Origin of the sequence: Pseudomonas sp. MEJ108 (assembly GCF_030208985.1) — a bacterium.
GTDB lineage: Bacteria > Pseudomonadota > Gammaproteobacteria > Pseudomonadales > Pseudomonadaceae > Aquipseudomonas > Aquipseudomonas fragariae.
The window spans coordinates 69,696-86,871 of the sequence record NZ_JARVSW010000027.1; the positions used below are offsets into that span (position 1 = coordinate 69,696).

13 protein-coding genes and 1 pseudogene are annotated in these 17,176 nt (G+C 58.6%); 11 read left to right on the forward strand and 3 right to left on the reverse strand.

The window, feature by feature from the left end; all coding sequences use genetic code 11:
* Positions 1 to 254: 254 nt before the first annotated feature.
* From QRN50_RS14245 to QRN50_RS14275, 7 genes are read left to right on the forward strand one after another with little or no spacing between them, the layout of a single operon-like run.
* On the forward strand, positions 255 to 992 hold the full coding sequence (locus tag QRN50_RS14245; protein ID WP_003401136.1) for a FadR/GntR family transcriptional regulator: 738 nt from the start codon (positions 255 to 257) through the stop codon (positions 990 to 992).
* Positions 989 to 2,005 carry an ABC transporter ATP-binding protein gene (locus QRN50_RS14250; protein WP_096127090.1) on the forward strand — a complete coding sequence of 339 codons (1,017 nt, stop codon included), beginning with the start codon at positions 989 to 991 and terminating at the stop codon, positions 2,003 to 2,005. Before QRN50_RS14245 ends, QRN50_RS14250 begins: the two co-directional genes overlap by 4 nt.
* Positions 2,002 to 3,135, forward strand: coding sequence for an ABC transporter ATP-binding protein (locus tag QRN50_RS14255; RefSeq protein WP_096127091.1), 1,134 nt, complete (start codon positions 2,002 to 2,004; stop codon positions 3,133 to 3,135). Before QRN50_RS14250 ends, QRN50_RS14255 begins: the two co-directional genes overlap by 4 nt.
* Positions 3,132 to 4,634, forward strand: a complete 1,503-nt coding sequence (locus tag QRN50_RS14260; RefSeq protein WP_058823075.1) for an ABC transporter substrate-binding protein — start codon at positions 3,132 to 3,134, stop codon at positions 4,632 to 4,634. The genes QRN50_RS14255 and QRN50_RS14260 overlap by 4 nt, the downstream gene beginning before the upstream one ends.
* A gap of 28 nt (positions 4,635 to 4,662) precedes the next feature.
* Positions 4,663 to 5,607, forward strand: a complete 945-nt coding sequence (locus QRN50_RS14265; protein ID WP_060400293.1) for an ABC transporter permease — start codon at positions 4,663 to 4,665, stop codon at positions 5,605 to 5,607.
* A complete protein-coding gene (locus QRN50_RS14270; RefSeq protein ID WP_003401131.1) occupies positions 5,607 to 6,479 on the forward strand; it encodes an ABC transporter permease in 873 nt (290 codons plus the stop codon). The genes QRN50_RS14265 and QRN50_RS14270 overlap by 1 nt, the downstream gene beginning before the upstream one ends.
* A gap of 31 nt (positions 6,480 to 6,510) precedes the next feature.
* Positions 6,511 to 8,106 (forward strand): gamma-glutamyltransferase family protein, encoded by a 1,596-nt coding sequence (locus tag QRN50_RS14275; RefSeq protein ID WP_177411209.1) that lies wholly within the window; start codon positions 6,511 to 6,513, stop codon positions 8,104 to 8,106.
* Positions 8,107 to 8,163: 57 nt separating this feature from the next.
* Here the strand turns inward: QRN50_RS14275 and QRN50_RS25900 are convergent, their stop codons facing one another.
* Positions 8,164 to 9,078, reverse strand: a complete 915-nt coding sequence (locus QRN50_RS25900; protein ID WP_410003773.1) for a methyl-accepting chemotaxis protein — start codon at positions 9,076 to 9,078, stop codon at positions 8,164 to 8,166.
* Positions 9,073 to 10,335, reverse strand: a pseudogene (locus QRN50_RS25905) (cache domain-containing protein); the annotation flags it as partial. The gene QRN50_RS25900 and the pseudogene QRN50_RS25905, both read right to left, overlap by 6 nt.
* A 481-nt stretch (positions 10,336 to 10,816) precedes the next feature.
* Here QRN50_RS25905 and arcD point away from each other — a divergent pair.
* The 4 genes from arcD to arcC all read left to right on the forward strand — a co-directional run bounded on the left by arcD (position 10,817) and on the right by arcC (position 15,644).
* On the forward strand, positions 10,817 to 12,250 hold the full coding sequence (arcD, locus tag QRN50_RS14285; RefSeq protein WP_096127094.1) for an arginine-ornithine antiporter: 1,434 nt from the start codon (positions 10,817 to 10,819) through the stop codon (positions 12,248 to 12,250).
* 35 nt (positions 12,251 to 12,285) lie between these two features.
* The gene (gene arcA / locus QRN50_RS14290) at positions 12,286 to 13,542 is read left to right on the forward strand and encodes an arginine deiminase (protein WP_096103922.1); all 1,257 of its coding nucleotides are present in this window, start codon (positions 12,286 to 12,288) and stop codon (positions 13,540 to 13,542) included.
* Between the two features lie 67 nt (positions 13,543 to 13,609).
* Positions 13,610 to 14,620 (forward strand): ornithine carbamoyltransferase, encoded by a 1,011-nt coding sequence (locus QRN50_RS14295; protein WP_011267886.1) that lies wholly within the window; start codon positions 13,610 to 13,612, stop codon positions 14,618 to 14,620.
* A gap of 94 nt (positions 14,621 to 14,714) precedes the next feature.
* Positions 14,715 to 15,644: a carbamate kinase gene (arcC, locus tag QRN50_RS14300; RefSeq protein WP_096127095.1), complete on the forward strand. Its 930-nt coding sequence runs from the start codon at positions 14,715 to 14,717 to the stop codon at positions 15,642 to 15,644.
* A 142-nt stretch (positions 15,645 to 15,786) separates the two neighbouring features.
* Here the strand turns inward: arcC and QRN50_RS14305 are convergent, their stop codons facing one another.
* Positions 15,787 to 17,175 carry a PepSY-associated TM helix domain-containing protein gene (locus QRN50_RS14305; RefSeq protein WP_054091495.1) on the reverse strand — a complete coding sequence of 463 codons (1,389 nt, stop codon included), beginning with the start codon at positions 17,173 to 17,175 and terminating at the stop codon, positions 15,787 to 15,789.
* Position 17,176 lies beyond the last annotated feature (1 nt).

Genomic DNA, 17,176 nt, shown 5'->3' on the forward strand with positions numbered 1-17,176 from the left:
CAATAAATCCGTACCCGCTGAAAATTGGTTCACCCACCGGCGAACCAATCCCCTCACCCTGGCGTGGACCAGGCCGGCGGACCTTTGAACATTGGCCCGCCAGGCTTGACCCATAGCCGCCGCTGGCCATCTTGCCGTACAAAATTGACCGAACCAATTTTCATTGGCATCGCTCTTGCACCAGCCCTGTTGCCTGGAAACCCTGCCTGCGGGCAGCTCAGGGCCTCTTTTTCCGGTCTGGCGCGAGTACCACGATGCAAAGGTTCGACCCTGACATTCCCATCGACAACTCTTCGAAACTGGCGCTGGATGCGTTGCGCCAGATCGTTGCCCAGCATGCCGCCTTCCCCCAGCGGGCATTGCCTACCGAGCGGGATCTGGCGGCCGATTTCGGGGTCAGCCGACGGGCAGTTCGTCGCGCCCTGTCGGTGCTGGAAGCCGAAGGCCAGGTCTGGCGCCGGCAAGGTAAAGGGACCTTTGTCGGACCTACTCCACCCAGCGCCGCCATGAGCTTCGCGCGGCTTTCCGGGCGGACCAATTTCACCGAGGTCATGGAAGCGCGCCTGCATCTGGAGCCGGCACTTGCCTCATTGGCCGCGGTACGGGCCAATGGTGAGCAGATGGCGATTCTGCGCCGCCTTGCCGAGCGCACTACTCGCCAGCAGGTCGCCGAGCAGACCGATGCAGAAGGCATCGAGCTGTGGGACAGCGCCCTGCACCGCGCCATTGCCGAAGCGGCGGGTAATCGATTGATGCTGGACATCTTCGAAATGCTCGATGCGATCCGTCTGGACCCCGCCTGGCGCGACTTGCGTCACCGGGCGCGCAATGCCGACCGCCTCGACACCTACAGCCACGATCACGACGACATCGTCAGCGCCATTGAAAGCCGCGATCCGATCAAGGCCGCCACTGCCATGCGCGGCCATCTACGTGCGCTGCAACAGGCCCTGAACACCGTTATCAACCAAGACCTGGAGGCCAGCCTATGAGCGCCACTGCCCACCTCACAGAAAACGGCGACGGCACGGTGCTCAGCGTCAGCGACCTGACCGTCCGCTTTGCCGGTGCGCCCGCCAATGTTGTCGACGGCGTGTCGTTTTCCGTCAAGCGTGGCAAGACCCTGGCCATCGTCGGCGAGTCCGGCTGTGGCAAGAGCGTGACCTCGATGGGCCTGATGGGCCTGTTGCCGTCAACGGCCAGGGTCGACGCGAGCGATTCGCTGCTGATCGATGAAGCCTTGCTGGGCATGTCCGAAGAGCGCTTGCTGGACGTGCGCGGTAACCGTATGGCGATGATCTTCCAGGAGCCGATGACCTCCCTCAATCCGGTCTTCACCATCGGCGAGCAGATCGCTGAAAGTGTGATGCGTCATCAGGGCGTCTCAGACAAGGCAGCCCGCCAGCGCGCTCTGGAGATGCTGGAAAAGGTCCGCGTGCCGGACGCTCGCCAGCGGCTGGACGCCTACCCGCATGAACTCTCGGGTGGCATGCGGCAACGGGCCATGATTGCCATGGCGCTGGCCAATGACCCGGCGCTGATCATTGCCGACGAACCGACCACCGCGCTGGACGTGACCATTCAGGCGCAAATCCTTTCGCTGATCGCCAACCTGCAGACCGAGACCGGCACGGCGATGATTCTGATCACCCACGATTTGGGTGTAGTCGCCGAAGTCGCCGATGAGGTCATGGTCATGTACGCCGGACGCGTCGTGGAAAGCGGCCCGGTGAAAACCCTGTTCGACGATCCGCAACATCCATACACCATCGGCCTGATGGGCTCGATGCCCTCGATCGGCCCTCGTGAAGGCCGCCTGGCAACGATTAACGGCCGGGTGCCGACACCGGCAGAAATGCCCAGCGGCTGCCGCTTCGCCGGGCGCTGCCCGTTCGTGATCCAGCAATGCCGAGACGAACGCCCGCCGCTGCTTGAGTTGTCTCCCGGACACTTCGCCGCGTGCATCCGGGCGCCTTTGGAACAGCATGTGGGAGTCAGTGCGTGAACCTTTCCGAACGAGATATCGCCGGGCGCCCAAGCCCCGACAGCAACGTGCAGAAGCCCATTCTCGAAGGCATCGGCCTGAGCAAGCACTTTGCCGTGGAAAGCGGCCTTTTGCAGCGGAAGAAGCCGCCGGTACAGGCCGTCAATGAGGTCAACCTGTCAGTCCGCAAGGGCGAGACGCTGGCGTTGGTAGGCGAGTCCGGCTCGGGCAAATCCACCCTTGGCCGTCTGCTGCTCAACCTGCTGCAACCGACTGCGGGTGACGTGATCTACGAGGGCCGCAACCTCGCCAACCTGACACCGGAAAAGCTGCGTCAGGTACGCCGTGACCTGCAGATCATCTTTCAGGACCCGTTCGCCTCGCTGAATCCACGCATGACCGTGGAATCCATCGTTGGCGAACCAATCTGGCTACACAGTCAGGCCAGTCGCAGCGACCGTCAGGAAAGAGTCGCCGATTTACTGCGCACCGTAGGCCTTGCTCCTGAACACGGTGGTCGGCATCCCCATGAATTCTCCGGTGGCCAACGCCAGCGCATCGGCATTGCCCGCGCACTGGCTTCCGAGCCGCGCCTGATCCTCGGTGACGAGCCGGTCTCGGCGCTGGACGTTTCGGTGCAGGCGCAAGTGGTCAACCTGCTCGAAGACCTCAAGCATCAATTCGGCCTGACTCTGGTGATTGTTGCCCATGGCCTGGCCGTGATTCGCCACATGAGCGACCGCGTGGCGGTGATGTACCTGGGTGAAATCGTCGAACTGGCGCCGGTCGACGCGCTGTTCGAAAACCCCTTGCACCCTTATACCCAGGCGTTGATGGCCGCCGTGCCGGTCAGCCACCCTGACCTGCGCCAGCCGCGTCCGTTACTCGGCGGCGATATGCCCAGCCCCAGCCGCCCGCCTTCAGGCTGCCGCTTTCATACCCGTTGCCCGCACGCTCGTGCGCTGTGCAAGGAGGCTGCGCCGGTCATGGAAACGGTCGAGGCCGAACGCCAGGTCGCCTGCCACTTCTGGCGTGAAATCGCCAACGCAGGCAGCGCCACGCTGATCCTTCCGACACCCAGCGCTGCCTACACCCAGCGCCTGAATCTGTTCAAGCACCATCAATCCCTTGCAGTGGAGAGCCAGCCATGAAAATCGCACGCGTCGTGACAGGAACATTGTTATTGCTGGCCGCCAACGCTGCCTTTGCCGAGTCGACGTTGCGCATCGGTATTCAGGACGATCCCGATGTGCTGGATCCGCACCGTTCGCGCACCTACTCCGGCCGCCTGGTCTACACCGCGCTGTGCGACAAACTGGTGGACGTCAACCCGGACCTGACCTACTCGCCGCAACTGGCCACCGCCTGGAACTGGAGCGAAGACGGTAAAACCCTGACCATGACGTTGCGCGAAGGCGTGACGTACCACGATGGCGAACCTTTTGATGCCGCCTCGGTGAAGTTCAACCTTGATCGCGCCCGCACCCTCCCCGACTCCCTGCGCAAAAGCGAGCTGGCCTCGGTGGACAGCGTCGAGGTGATTGACGCAAAAACTGTCGCCATCAAGCTCAAGCAAGCCGATGCCACGCTGGTTTCGCAACTGTCGGACCGTGCCGGGATGATGCTCGCGCCGAAAGCCGCGCAAGGTGAGTTCGCCTCCAACCCGGTCTGCTCCGGCCCTTACAAATTCGTGCAGCGCGTGCAGCAGGATCGAATCGTACTGGAGCGTTTTGACAACTACTGGAATAAACAGGCTTATCACTTCGACAAAGTGGTGTTCCTGCCGATTCCGGACACCTCGGTGCGCCTGGCCAACCTGCGCTCCGGCGATCTGGACATCATCGAGCGCGTGGCGCCAGCCGATGTGAAAACCGTCAAGGGCGACAGCAAGCTGGCGATCTACAACACACCGGGCCTGGGCTACATGCAACTGATGTTCAACATTGGCAATGGCGAAAAAGCCAACTCGCCGATGGGCAAGGACAAGCGCGTACGCAAGGCGTTTGAGCTGTCCATCGACCGCGATGCCATTAATCAGGTGGTGTTCGAGGGTCTGTACGCACCAAGCGCTCAGCCGTTCCCGAAAAACAGCCCGTATTACGACAAGGAACTGCCGATCCCTACTCGCGATATCGAGAAAAGCAAGGCGCTGCTGGCGCAGGCCGGCGTGAAACTGCCGTTGGCGGTGGACCTGAAAGTGGCCAACAACCCCATCGCGCAACAGGTCGGGCAGATCATTCAGGCCATGGCTGAAGAAGCGGGCTTCAAGGTCAACCTGATTGCCACTGAATACGCGACGATGCTCAGCGAACAGGCGAGTGGCAACTTCCAGATCGGCATGAGCGCCTGGTCGGGTCGTCCTGATCCGGATGGCGACATCCATCAGTTCGTGACCTGCAAAGGCGGCCAGAACGACGGCAAGTACTGCAACGCCAGGCTCGACGAACTGCTCAACAAGGCGCGCACCGTGAACGACGTTGCACAACGCCAGGCGCTGTACAACGACGCGCTGCGCTTGCTGGCCGATGAAGTACCCACCGCCTACCTGTATTTCGACCCGCGGATAATTGCCATGCGTAACAACGTGACCGGTTTTGTCCCTAACCCGGACGGTCTGATTCGTCTGAACAATGTCGCGTTCAAGCCATGACTGACTGGCGCACCTGCGAGGTTCCGGTATGCTGATGTTCATCCTGCGACGCCTGCTCAGCTCGATACCGACGCTGATTCTGGTTTCGCTGTTCGTCTTCACCCTGCAGAAGCTGCTGCCGGGTGACCCGGTGCTGGCCATGGCCGGGGAAGAGCGCGATCCGGCGGTCATGGAATACCTGCGCGACAAGTACCGGCTCGATGACCCGATCCCCTTGCAGTACCTGAACTGGGTCGGCAACGTGCTGACCGGCGACCTCGGCACATCGCTGCGCACCGAGCAACCGGTAACCACGCTGCTCGCGTCGAAACTGCCGGTAACCATTGAACTGGCGGTGCTGGCCCTGCTGATTGCGCTGTTGATCGGCATTCCCACCGGGATCATTTCGGCAGTGCGCAAAGGCACCGCCGTGGATTACGGGGCCAACGTGGTGGCGCTGTCGGGGATTTCCATTCCGCACTTCTGGCTGGGCATTCTGCTGATCATGGTCTTTGCGGTGAAACTGCAGTGGCTGCCCGCCTCCGGCTTTGTGCCGATGGGTGAGGACTTCGGGCAAAACCTGAAGACCCTGATCCTGCCAGCGTTCGTCTTGGGTGCCGGGCTTTCGGGGATTCTCATGCGCCACACCCGCAGCGCCATGCTGGAAGTACTGCGCACTGACTACGTCCGCACCGCCCGGGCCAAGGGGTTATTCCCCCGTACAGTCATTCTCAAGCATGCGTTGCGCAACGCGCTGATGCCTATCGTCACACTCACGACGCTGCTGTTCGGCGAGTTGCTCGGCGGTGCGGTGCTGACCGAACAGGTATTCAGCATCCCGGGGTTCGGCAAAATGATCGTCGACGCCGTGTTCAACCGCGACTACGCCGTGGTGCAAGGCGTGGTGTTGTGTGTCGCGATTGGCTTCCTGATGTTGAACCTGCTGGCCGACGTGCTTTATCGCCTGATCAACCCACGTCTGAGGACTGCCTGATGACCGCTATTGCCAGCCTCCCGCACAGCGCGATCCTGCCCCGCAGTCGCTCGCCTTTTCTGAAGAAATTCCTTGCCAACAAAGGCGCGGTACTTGGCGCGGCGGTGTTGCTGCTGTTTGTCCTGGCGGCGGTTCTGGCGCCCTGGATTGCGCCGCATGATCCGCTCAAAGCCAACTTCCTCGCCGTACGCAAGGCCCCCTCATTGATCTACTGGATGGGCACCGACGAACTGGGACGCGATCTGTTCTCACGCTTGCTGTATGGCGCCCGCAGTTCACTGCTGGCCGGTGGTGTTTCGGTGGCCATCGCCATGTTCATCGGCGTGCCTCTGGGTCTGTTGGCCGGGTACTTTGGCGGCAAGCTGGACATGATCATTTCGCAGGTCATGGAAGCGCTGCTGTCCTGCCCGTTTCTGGTGCTGGCCATCGCTTTGGGCGCCTTTCTCGGCCCCAGCCTGACCAACGCGATGATCGCCATCGGCCTGTCCGCGATGCCGATCTTTGCCCGGCTGACCCGCGGCCAGGTGCTGTCGATCAAGCACGAGGATTACCTCGAAGGTGCCCGCGCCATCGGTCTGCCGGATCGCTGGATCATCCTGCGTTACGTACTGCCCAACGTGATGTCGCCACTGGTCGTGCAGGCAACGCTGACCATCGCCTCGGCGATTCTGGCTGAAGCCAGCCTGTCGTTCCTCGGCCTGGGCCAGCAACCGCCGTCGCCGTCCTGGGGCTCGATGCTCAATACTGCGAAGAATTTCATGGAGCAGGCTCCGTGGATGTCGATTGCGCCTGGCGTGGCGATCTACATCACGGTCCTGTGTTTCAACCTGCTGGGTGACGGCCTGCGCGATGCGCTGGACCCCAAGGGCTAAACCTTTCGTCTTCTGCCAAAGAGAAACGCTTATGTTCGATGATCTGGATTACAACCAACCGTACGCGTCGGCCCGCTCGCCGGTGATGGGCAACAATATGGTCGCCTGCTCTCAGCCATTGGCCGCTCAGGCCGGGCTGGACATGCTGCGCCGTGGCGGTAACGCGGTCGACGCCGCCATCGCCGCGGCCATGGTGCTGACTGTGGTCGAGCCCACCGGCTGCGGAATCGGCAGCGATGCCTTCGCCATCGTCTGGGACGGCAGCAAGCTGCAAGGCTTGAACGCGTCCGGCCGCGCGCCACAAGCCTGGACACCGGAATACTTCGAAGGCCAGAGCCAGATGCCGCAACGCGGCTGGCCTGCGGTCAGCGTGCCAGGTGCGGTATCGGCCTGGGTGGAACTGTCAGCGCGCTACGGCAAACTGCCCTTTGCGACCCTGGCCGAACCTGCGATTGGCTACGCCCGCGACGGCTATCAGGTCACGCCGATCATCGCCGAGTTGTGGAAACGCGGCGCGCATCTGCTCAAAGACCAACCGGGCTTTGCCGAGTGCTTCATGCCGGGTGGCAAGGCCCCTATGGCCGGAGAAAAAATCCGGCTCAAGGATCACGCCCGCACGCTGGAACTGATCGCGCAGACCAAAGGCGAAGCGTTCTATCGCGGCGAACTGGCGCAAACCATCATCGCCCATGCCAACGCCAATGGCAGCGTAATGAGCCTCGACGACCTGGCGACGCATACCGTGGACTGGATCGACACCCTGTCGGTGCCCTACGCAGGCGCTGTGGTGCATGAACTCCCGCCAAATGGCCAGGGCATTGCCACCTTGGCCGGCCTGACCATGCTCGAAGCACTGGGCGTCGGCGAACACCCGGTGGACAGCCTTGAAACGGTTCACCCGGTGCTGGAAGCAATGAAACTGGCCTTGGCCGACCTCGACGAACATGTCGCCGACAGCGAGCACATGCGCGTGCCCTCAGCCGATTTGCTGGGCAAGGCGTACCTGACAGAGCGCGCGGGCCTGATCACCGATCAGGCCGCCAATCCCGGGCATGGCTCGCCAAAACCGGGCGGCACGGTGTACCTCTCGGCAGCGGACGAAAGCGGCATGATGATCTCGTTCATCCAGTCCAACTACATGGGCTTCGGTTCGGGTGTGGTGGTACCTGGCACAGGCATCAGCATGCAGAACCGTGGCGCGGGCTTCTCGCTGGATCCGCAACACGTCAATTACGTTGCGCCGCGCAAGCGCCCGTTCCACACCATCATCCCCGGCTTTGTCATGAATGCCGACGGTACGCCATTGATGTCATTCGGGTTGATGGGCGGCCCGATGCAGGCGCAGGGTCATTTGCAGATAATGATGCGCATCCTGCGCTACAAACAGAACCCGCAAGCCGCTGCCGACGCACCGCGCTGGAGGATCGAATCCGGTCTGAAAGTCGCCGTGGAGCGTGCGTTTGACCCCGAAGTGGTGAAAGCACTGCGCGCCAAAGGTCACGACATCGATGTCGAAGAACCGAGCGGCGTGTTTGCCTTCGGCGGTGCGCAGATTATTCAGCGCACCGCACATGGCTACGTGGGCGGGACCGATCCTAGGAAGGACGGAACGGTCGCAGCTTATTAAGCGAGGCCTCTAGCGCTTGGCAGGCGGTGAACGATCGTGCGCAGTGAGCGAATCCGTTCAAAGTAGCGATGGTTTTTTTACTTTAAAGCGACTCAACTCACGCTGCATGAGAGACGCCCTGACCGAGAGGTCTTTTGCGGAAGCTGCACAGTCTCGGGAATTGGACTGATTTTGTTGCGTCACTTCATCAATCTGTTCAAGCCCGAGGCTGGCCTGTTGCAGGCCAGACGCCTGCTCACTGGATGCCTGATAGATCAGAGAAACCAGGCTTGAGACTGCACTGGTTCCACTCACGATATTTTTCAGTGATTCGGCCGTTCTGCCGGCAATGATCATCCCGCGCTGCGTTTTGGTAGATGAGTCGGCAATCAGTGTTGCGGTCTGCTTGGCTGCCTCCGCGCTGCGTGCCGCCAGAGAGCGTACCTCGTCAGCCACCACTGCAAAACCACGCCCAAGCTCCCCTGCTCTCGCCGCTTCGATCGCCGCGTTCAGCGCCAGGAGGTTGGTCTGTGCTGCAATATTGTCGATGGTGGTGATTATCGCGGTGATGTCCTTGCCTGAGTTATCAATTTCCGTCATCGCGGAAATAAGCTCAGTCATCAGCTTGTCACTTTCTCCAGCGTCGGCTCGTGAAGCCTGCGATTGCTCATCGGCTTTTTTGGCGTTGACCGCATTGTCCGACGTTTGAGCGGCCATTTGCGTCATGACCGCGCTGATCTCGGTGATCGAGGATGCAGAGTTTGCTGCGCCGTCCGACAGCGACTGGCTGAGATCCGTAACCTGCTCGGAACTGCCGGTAATCTGAGTGGCGCTGACCTGCACCTCGGATATCAGGTTGTTCAGATTGCTGACCATTTTCTCCAGTGATTTTCCGAGCGTATCGTTGGGTGACGACAGCCTGACATCCAGGTCCAGATCGCCCTCGGAAATTCGTTCGGCGACCTTGACCTGACGCTGCAAGCTGTCAGACATATCGTTTAGCGCAAATGATAATTGCCCGACTTCGTCCTCGGATCGCTGAACCAGACGCCTGGAAAAGTCGCCAAGGCTGATATTCGCGGCCAGTGCGGCAGCCTCCCTTATCGGACCTACGATTTTAGCCGCAGCAAACCACAACGCTGTCAGAGCCAACAGCAAGATGGTCAAGCCCACCGAGACTTGCCAGATACTATTATTCACACTGCGCGCTTGTAATTCGTGCTCCAGCGTAATGGCCTGGCTCATCACCACCGCTTTGGGCAGGCGGATGAAAACGGCCCATGGCTTGCCCGTGCGTCCAAGCTGAATGGGCATAAGTACTTCAAACGTCTGGGTTTTCTGATTGAGTAAGCTTTCGCTGCGGCCACCTTGAATGTCACTCAAGACCTTTTCCCATGAATCAGCAAACAAGGTCTTCATCGGCTGGCCGATAAGCTCTGCACGTTGACTGTCAGCGACCACAAGCCCTTGGTTACTCAGGATGGTCACTGAACCTTTGCCTCCGTAAAGTTCGGTCGACATTTGCTCACTCAGCTTTTGAATGAAGGCAATGTCGAAGTCGGCGCCGACGACGCCGTAAAACGTTCCGTTGGCTACTATGGGTACCGACAACGTCGCAAGCCAGACTTTGTTCCCTTGTACAACATAAGGAATCGGGTCCAGTACGCTTTCTTTCAGCGTCGATTTCGGGCCTTGGTACCACCCGCCTTTGGGAACGCCGTTAGGATGGCTGTCTTGTGAGTCGTACTCAACCAAAGGCTGCACCGCAACACGACCATCCGGGCTACGTGTCCAGTAAGGCGTGAAACGCCCTGTCAAAGGATTACTACCGTCCTGAGCGTCTCTGGATGTCAGATCCTTTCCATCCAGCGCGTCCTGCTCCCAGCAGGAGTAAGTGCCGTTGAATTCTGGATTGTCTTTCAAAACGCTTAGCAGGACGCTATTGATCTGCTCACGCCCCAACATTAACGGGCTCTGCGAAGCTTTGCTTGCAGCAAACGTGCTGGCCATGGTGCGAGCGGCCTCAAGTGCATTTTGCAGCTTGGCCTGAATGGCGTTTGCCCGCGATTCAGCCAGGTTCTGAATTTCGCGAACAGTGGAGTGTTCGATAAGAACCGCCACCTCGTCAGAAACATACTGTTCATTGGTTCGAGACGTGAATAACCCATAGGCAACCAAGCTGGCAGATGAAACAAACAGGCACAAGCCTGCCGTTATACAAATGCGTGCCTGCAGTGATTTTAACTTCATAGTCTTGACTGCTCGTTGTTTCCGCTATAGCAGGTACGAGGGCGGTCTATCGTTTAGCCGGTATGCCAACTTCGAAACGTCATGGAGGTGCCGCTCAAACAACAGACGCTATGAACTGTTCGTCAAGCAGCGTGCACGCCTGCAACGATTGTTCGCTCTGTTTATATTTGCTGAGACGGGAGGACTGAGTTAAACAGTCGATTGCGTGTGTGATGGATTTTGTTTCCAGAAGTGTGTGCCTTTTTTTAAGGTTTCATTTGACCTGAATCAATCTTTATCCTGAAAAGGCCGGGGCTGCAAAAAAATCATCCACTGTGAACTTGACCATCCGGACGCATGGATAAACTTGGTTTTATGTTCAAATAGTATTTGAATGGATGGATGTATCTTTCGCACACCGACGAACGTTTGATTTATATCAGGCGCATCAAAAATAACATCGTCATACTGCACCTGATATCCCACTCTGCCGGAGCCATTAATGTCGACGCCCCCTGGAAAACTGAGATTGGGTGCTTTAGTCGCTCTGGTGGTCGGCTCAATGATTGGTGGAGGAATCTTTTCCCTGCCACAGAATATGGCCGCCAGTGCAGAAGTAGGTGCTGTGCTGGTTGGCTGGGCCATCACCGCAATTGGCATGCTGACGCTGGCATTCGTTTTTCAAACGCTGGCGAATCGCAAGCCCGATCTGGACGGTGGTGTCTACGTTTACGCCAAGGCTGGTTTCGGCGACTACATGGGGTTCTCGTCAGCGTGGGGATACTGGATCAGCGCGTGGCTCGGCAATGTGGGTTACTTCGTACTGTTGTTCAGTACGCTGGGTTACTTTTTTCCTGTTTTTGGAGAGGGCAATACGGTTGCGGCGGTGATCGGGGCGTCAGTGTTGCTCTGGGGTGTGCATTTTTTGGTGTTGCGCGGCATTCAGGAAGCAGCATTTATCAATCTGGTGACGACCGTTGCCAAAGTGGTGCCGCTGATTTTATTCGTATTGATCGCAGTCTTTGCATTCAAACTGGATATTTTTACGACTGACATCTGGGGCTTGAAAAAACCGGACATGGGCAGCGTGATGAACCAGGTTCGGCATATGATGCTGGTGACGGTATGGGTATTCATCGGTATTGAAGGTGCCAGTATCTTTTCTGCTCGGGCCAGCAAACGCAGTGATGTCGGCAAGGCGACGGTCATCGGTTTCATTACCGTATTGCTGTTGCTGTTGCTGGTCCTGGTGAACGTATTATCACTGGGGGTCATGACCCAACCGGAACTGGCCAAACTGCAAAATCCGTCAATGGCGGCTGTGCTCGAATATATAGTGGGGCCGTGGGGGGCTGCGCTGATCAGTGTAGGGCTGATCATTTCGCTGCTTGGGGCCTTGCTGTCATGGGTGTTGCTCTGCGCCGAAATAATGTTCGCTGCCGCTAAAGACCATACAATGCCCGAGTTTCTAAGCCGCGAAAATACCAATCATGTACCTGCCAATGCGCTGTGGCTGACTAACGCGATGGTGCAGGTTTTCCTGGTCATCACCCTATTCTCGTCCAGTACTTACCTGTCGCTGATCTACCTGGCCACGTCGATGATCCTGATTCCTTATCTGTGGTCTGCCGCTTATGCCCTGCGCCTGGCGATAAGAGGTGAAGGTTATGAAAACGCCAGACGCGAGCGCCGGAAAGATCTGTTCATCGCGGCCGTCGCGCTTCTTTATGCCATTTGGTTGATATACGCCGGCGGCGTCAAATACCTGTTGCTCTCTGCCCTCCTCTACGCCCCCGGTGTGATCCTTTTCGCGAAGGCAAAACTCGAGGCAAAAAAACCGGTGTTCACCCACCTGGAAAACATGATGTTCGTTGCCGTTCTTATAGGCGCTCTTATAGCGGCGTATGGGCTATATGACGGCTTCCTTACCCTCTAAAGCCTTGGCGGCTTGATGTTTAAAGGACGATCTCAATGCTCACCGAAAATGTTAAATTCGGCGTCCACTCCGAATGCGGAAAACTCCGGAAAGTACTGGTGTGCTCGCCGGGTCTCGCTCATCAGCGACTGACCCCTTATAACTGCGACGCGCTATTGTTCGATGATGTGCTATGGGTGGCCCAGGCCAAGCGCGATCATTTCGACTTTGTCACCAAAATGCGCGAACGCAATGTCGATGTGCTGGAAATGCACAACCTGCTGACTGACATTGTCGCGATGCCTGAAGCACTTGACTGGATTCTTGAACGCAAAATCACTGCCAACTCGGTTGGCCTGGGTCTGGTCAATGAAGTCGCTGCCTGGCTACGTAGCCTGGCGCCGCGCAAGATCGCCGAGTTTCTGATCGGCGGCGTTTCGGCTGATGACTTGCCGGACAGTTTCGGGGGCCAGGCCATTCAGATGTTGCGCGAGTTTGTTGGTCATTCAAGTTTTATCATCCCGCCGCTACCGAACACCCAATTTACGCGTGACACCACCTGCTGGATTTATGGCGGTGTGACGCTGAACCCTATGTACTGGCCAGCACGTCGCCAGGAAACCTTGCTGGCGACGGCAATCTACACGTTTCACCCTCAATTCACGAGAGCCGACTTCGAGATCTGGTACGGCGACCCGGATCAGGATCACGCCAATGCAACCCTTGAGGGGGGTGATGTCATGCCGATCGGCAATGGCGTCGTTTTGATCGGCATGGGCGAGCGCTCATCCCACCAGGCTATCGGCCAGCTGGCAACGCGCCTTTTCAAGCACAACGCGGTAGAGCGTGTGATTGTCGCCGGTCTGCCTAAATCCCGCGCGGCAATGCATCTGGATACGGTGTTCAGTTTTTGCGATCGCGACCTGGTCACGATATTTCCGGAAGTAGTGAATCAGATCGTCGCGTTTAGCCTTCGCCCGGACGAGAAAAAGCCCGGTGGTATTGATATACGCCGCGAAGAAGGCACGTTCCTGGACACGGTTGCCAAAGCGCTCAACCTCAAGGCACTGCGCGTGGTGGAAACGGGAGGCAATAGCTTTGCCGCCGAACGCGAGCAGTGGGATGACGGCAATAACGTTGTGGCGCTGGAGCCTGGCGTCGTCATCGGATACGACCGAAATACCTACACCAACACACTGTTGCGCAAGGCAGGAGTGGAAGTCATCACCATCAGTGCCAGTGAACTCGGCCGAGGCCGGGGCGGCGGCCATTGCATGACGTGCCCGATCATTCGCGACGCTATCGATTATTAAACCCGGTCACTGTGATGCGGTTTTAAAGCCGCCTGCAAACCGTCAGTCCAGATTGAGGATATCCACCATGGCTTTCAACATGCGTAACCGCAGCCTGCTCTCGCTCATGCACCACACTCCTCGCGAGCTGCTGTACCTTTTGGACCTGTCCCGAGATCTCAAACGTGCCAAATATACAGGCACCGAGCGTCAGCACTTGAAGGGCAAGAACATAGCGCTGATATTCGAGAAAACCTCAACGCGCACCCGTTGTGCATTTGAGGTCGCCGCCCACGATCAGGGGGCTCACGTCACTTATATCGACCCTGTGTCCTCGCAAATCGGCCACAAGGAAAGCATGAAAGACACCGCTCGCGTACTGGGGCGGATGTTTGATGCCATCGAGTACCGAGGGTTTGCACAGGACATCGTCGAAGAGCTGGCTCACTTTGCCGGTGTCCCGGTGTTCAATGGTCTGACCGCCGAGTTTCACCCTACGCAGATGATCGCAGACGTACTCACCATGCGCGAGCACAGCGATAAACCGCTGCACGAGATCAGCTACGCTTACCTCGGCGATGCGCGTTACAACATGGGCAACTCGCTGTTGATGATCGGTGCCAAGCTGGGCATGGATGTGCGTATTGCGGCGCCTGCAGCCCTTTGGCCGCACACTGATTTTATTGCCCAGTGCAAAGCCTTTGCCGAAGAAAGCGGCGCGCGTATCACGATTACCGAAGACCCGCTGCAAGCCGTCAAAGGCGTGGACTTTATTCATACCGACATCTGGGTATCCATGGGCGAGCCGGTAGATGCCTGGGATGAGCGTATTGGACAATTGCTGCCCTATCAGGTGAACCCGGCGATGATGAAGGCCTCTGGCAACCCGCGGGTAAAGTTCATGCATTGCCTGCCTGCATTTCACAACAGCGAAACCAAAGTCGGTAAAGACATCGCAACCCGGTATCCGAATCTGGCCAACGGCGTTGAAGTGACCGAGGAAGTGTTTGAGTCGCCAGCCAATATCGCGTTTGAGCAGGCGGAAAACCGCATGCACACCATCAAGGCCATTCTGGTCTCGGCACTGGCCGATATTTAAGCGCCAGCCTTCTTTCTGCCACCAGACTGCCCAACTGCAGCGCACATTTGATGCCGATGCTGCAGTGGCTTTCGAACGCCTACAGGACTGTACTATGCGTATTGTCGTAGCTCTGGGCGGTAACGCCCTGCTTCGCCGTGGTCAACCCATGACGGCGGACAACCAGCGTGCCAATATCCGGGTCGCCGCTGAACAAATCGCCAGGATATACCCGGGTAATCAACTGGTCATCGCCCACGGCAACGGACCGCAAGTAGGTTTGCTGTCTCTGCAAGCGGCAGCCTACACGCCTGTTTCGCCCTATCCGCTCGACGTACTGGGTGCCGAAACGGAGGGCATGATCGGCTATATGATCGAACAGGAACTGGGCAACCTGCTGGACTTCGAGGTGCCTTTCGCTACCTTGCTCACGCAGGTCGAAGTAGATCCGGCGGATCCCGCCTTCAACAATCCAGGCAAACCTGTCGGCCCGGTATACACCCAGGCCGAAGCTGAACGACTGGCTGCCGAAAAGGGCTGGGCCATCGCTCCGGATGGTGATAAATACCGACGCGTGGTGGCCAGCCCACGACCTAAACGCATCTTTGAAATTCGCCCTGTCAAATGGCTGCTTGAGAAAGGCTGCATCGTGATCTGCGCGGGTGGTGGCGGCATCCCGACCATTTATACCGCGTCTGGCAAACTGACGGGTGTCGAGGCCGTCATCGACAAGGATCTGTGTTCGGCAATGCTGGCTGAAGAACTCGAAAGTGATTTGCTGCTGATTGCCACTGACGTCAATGCGGTCTACGTTGATTTCGGCAAACCAACCCAGAAGGCAATCGGTCAGGCACACCCTGACGCAATGGAAAAATTGGGGTTTGCCGCCGGATCCATGGGCCCCAAGGTTCAGGCTGCCTGCGAATTCGCCCGCCATACGGGAAAAGTTGCCGCTATCGGATCACTTTCCGACATTGAAGCGATCGTCCAGGGGCACGCGGGTACGCGCATCAGTACCGGGCAACCGGGTATCAACTACCGGTAGTGCATGCCAGCCGTATGTATCGGCTGGCTTTTGCCGCGGAAGGCTGATCCCCTGACTGATCAGGCGACCGGCAAAGATCATCAGCATGGCGAACAGACTCAGCCATGCTCCGATCAGGTGCCTGTTGCGTCACCCCGGGGGTTTACACCTTGCCTTCGACCAAGGGTCTCGCGGCTCGCCGGTAGCCCAGCAGCGCGTCCAGGACGATAAAGCCCAGAAGACTCACACCCAGTACGGGCAGCGCAAAGCCAGTCAACAGTGCAACCAGGATCAACGCCCATTGCGCGCCCGGATTCAATGAGCGCCAGAGACTCAAGAGCGTTGCCTGCTGATTGCGTGCCTGAGAAAGCGATGGACGACGTCGCCACCACATCACATACCCCATGACGACCATGGCCGACAGGCCACTGGCGAAGACCACCAGCACCAATTGATTGGCCAGACCAAACAACACGCCCATGTGCGCATCAATGCCCCAGCGGGTGAGCTTGGCGGGCAGCGAATAGTCTGCAAACCTGACGCGATCGACCACGTCCAGAGTTTGCGGGTTGATCGACACGGCATCCACTTGCGTCGGCCAGCTGCGATCTATCTCGCTGACTACCCAGGCCTTGTCATTGCTCGCGGAGGGCCTGATTTCGACCTTGGCGGCATCGATATGTTCGGCACGCGCTCTGGCCAGAACACTGTCGAACAAGGCAGGATCCAGCGCGGTCGCCTGTGTCGTCGGCGCCATGTGCATATGATGCTCGGCGTGCTCGTCCATAGACATTGGCATCGCCGCCGACTTGCCCAGTGAGGTGGCCACACTGGGCGTTGACCAGCCGTAGTAGGCACGCAATACGCCAATGTTGTCGCCAGCGTACTGTGACCACGTCAAACCGGTGGCCGAGAAGAACAGCAGTCCCAGCAGCAGCCATACGCCGGTGGTTGCATGCCAGCGGCGCACGTTGCCGTGTTCACGAATCTGCCGACGACGGCGAACCGCCCACAGCACCAGACCACCAAGCGCAGCCACCCACAGCCATGACGCTGCCAGTTCGCTGTAGATCCTGCCGACATCGCCCAGCAGAAGGCCTCGATGAAACTGATCGATCCAGGTGCGCAGCGGTAATACGCCACTGGTACCGTAGACCTTCATGTCCCCGCGAATGTCGCCACTCACCGGGTCCACGAACAGCGCTCGATGCTCTGACGGGCCAAAACCCGGATCGCTGAACATGACCCGGGTGGTGTCCCCTTCCCGGGCTGCCGGGCGCACCGCTGCAATGCTCAGGCCTGGACCTGACGATGCCTGCGCGCGCTGGATCTGGGCCTGCAAGCTCATGGCGGGGCCACGGCTGTCTGTGTGCAGCGCACGTGCGTAGAGCGAATCCTCGATCTGCGGGGTCAGTGCATAGACGACGCCACTCAAGGCCGCGACCAGCATGAACGGACCGACGAATACACCGATGTAAAAATGGAGCCTTTTCAGAAAGGCGACAAACGCCCCGGACGGCCGTGGCTCCGGGCTTGAAAATGATGCAGACATA

Coding starts and splice junctions, on each gene's coding strand:
- QRN50_RS14245 (WP_003401136.1), top strand. CDS start 255: ATGCAAAGGTTCGACCCTGACATTCCCATCGACAACTCTTCGAAACTG.
- QRN50_RS14250 (WP_096127090.1), top strand. CDS start 989: ATGAGCGCCACTGCCCACCTCACAGAAAACGGCGACGGCACGGTGCTC.
- QRN50_RS14260 (WP_058823075.1), top strand. CDS start 3,132: ATGAAAATCGCACGCGTCGTGACAGGAACATTGTTATTGCTGGCCGCC.
- QRN50_RS14265 (WP_060400293.1), top strand. CDS start 4,663: ATGCTGATGTTCATCCTGCGACGCCTGCTCAGCTCGATACCGACGCTG.
- QRN50_RS14270 (WP_003401131.1), top strand. CDS start 5,607: ATGACCGCTATTGCCAGCCTCCCGCACAGCGCGATCCTGCCCCGCAGT.
- QRN50_RS14275 (WP_177411209.1), top strand. CDS start 6,511: ATGTTCGATGATCTGGATTACAACCAACCGTACGCGTCGGCCCGCTCG.
- QRN50_RS25900 (WP_410003773.1), bottom strand. CDS start 9,078: ATGTCTGACAGCTTGCAGCGTCAGGTCAAGGTCGCCGAACGAATTTCC.
- arcD (WP_096127094.1), top strand. CDS start 10,817: ATGTCGACGCCCCCTGGAAAACTGAGATTGGGTGCTTTAGTCGCTCTG.
- arcA (WP_096103922.1), top strand. CDS start 12,286: ATGCTCACCGAAAATGTTAAATTCGGCGTCCACTCCGAATGCGGAAAA.
- QRN50_RS14295 (WP_011267886.1), top strand. CDS start 13,610: ATGGCTTTCAACATGCGTAACCGCAGCCTGCTCTCGCTCATGCACCAC.
- arcC (WP_096127095.1), top strand. CDS start 14,715: ATGCGTATTGTCGTAGCTCTGGGCGGTAACGCCCTGCTTCGCCGTGGT.
- QRN50_RS14305 (WP_054091495.1), bottom strand. CDS start 17,175: ATGTCTGCATCATTTTCAAGCCCGGAGCCACGGCCGTCCGGGGCGTTT.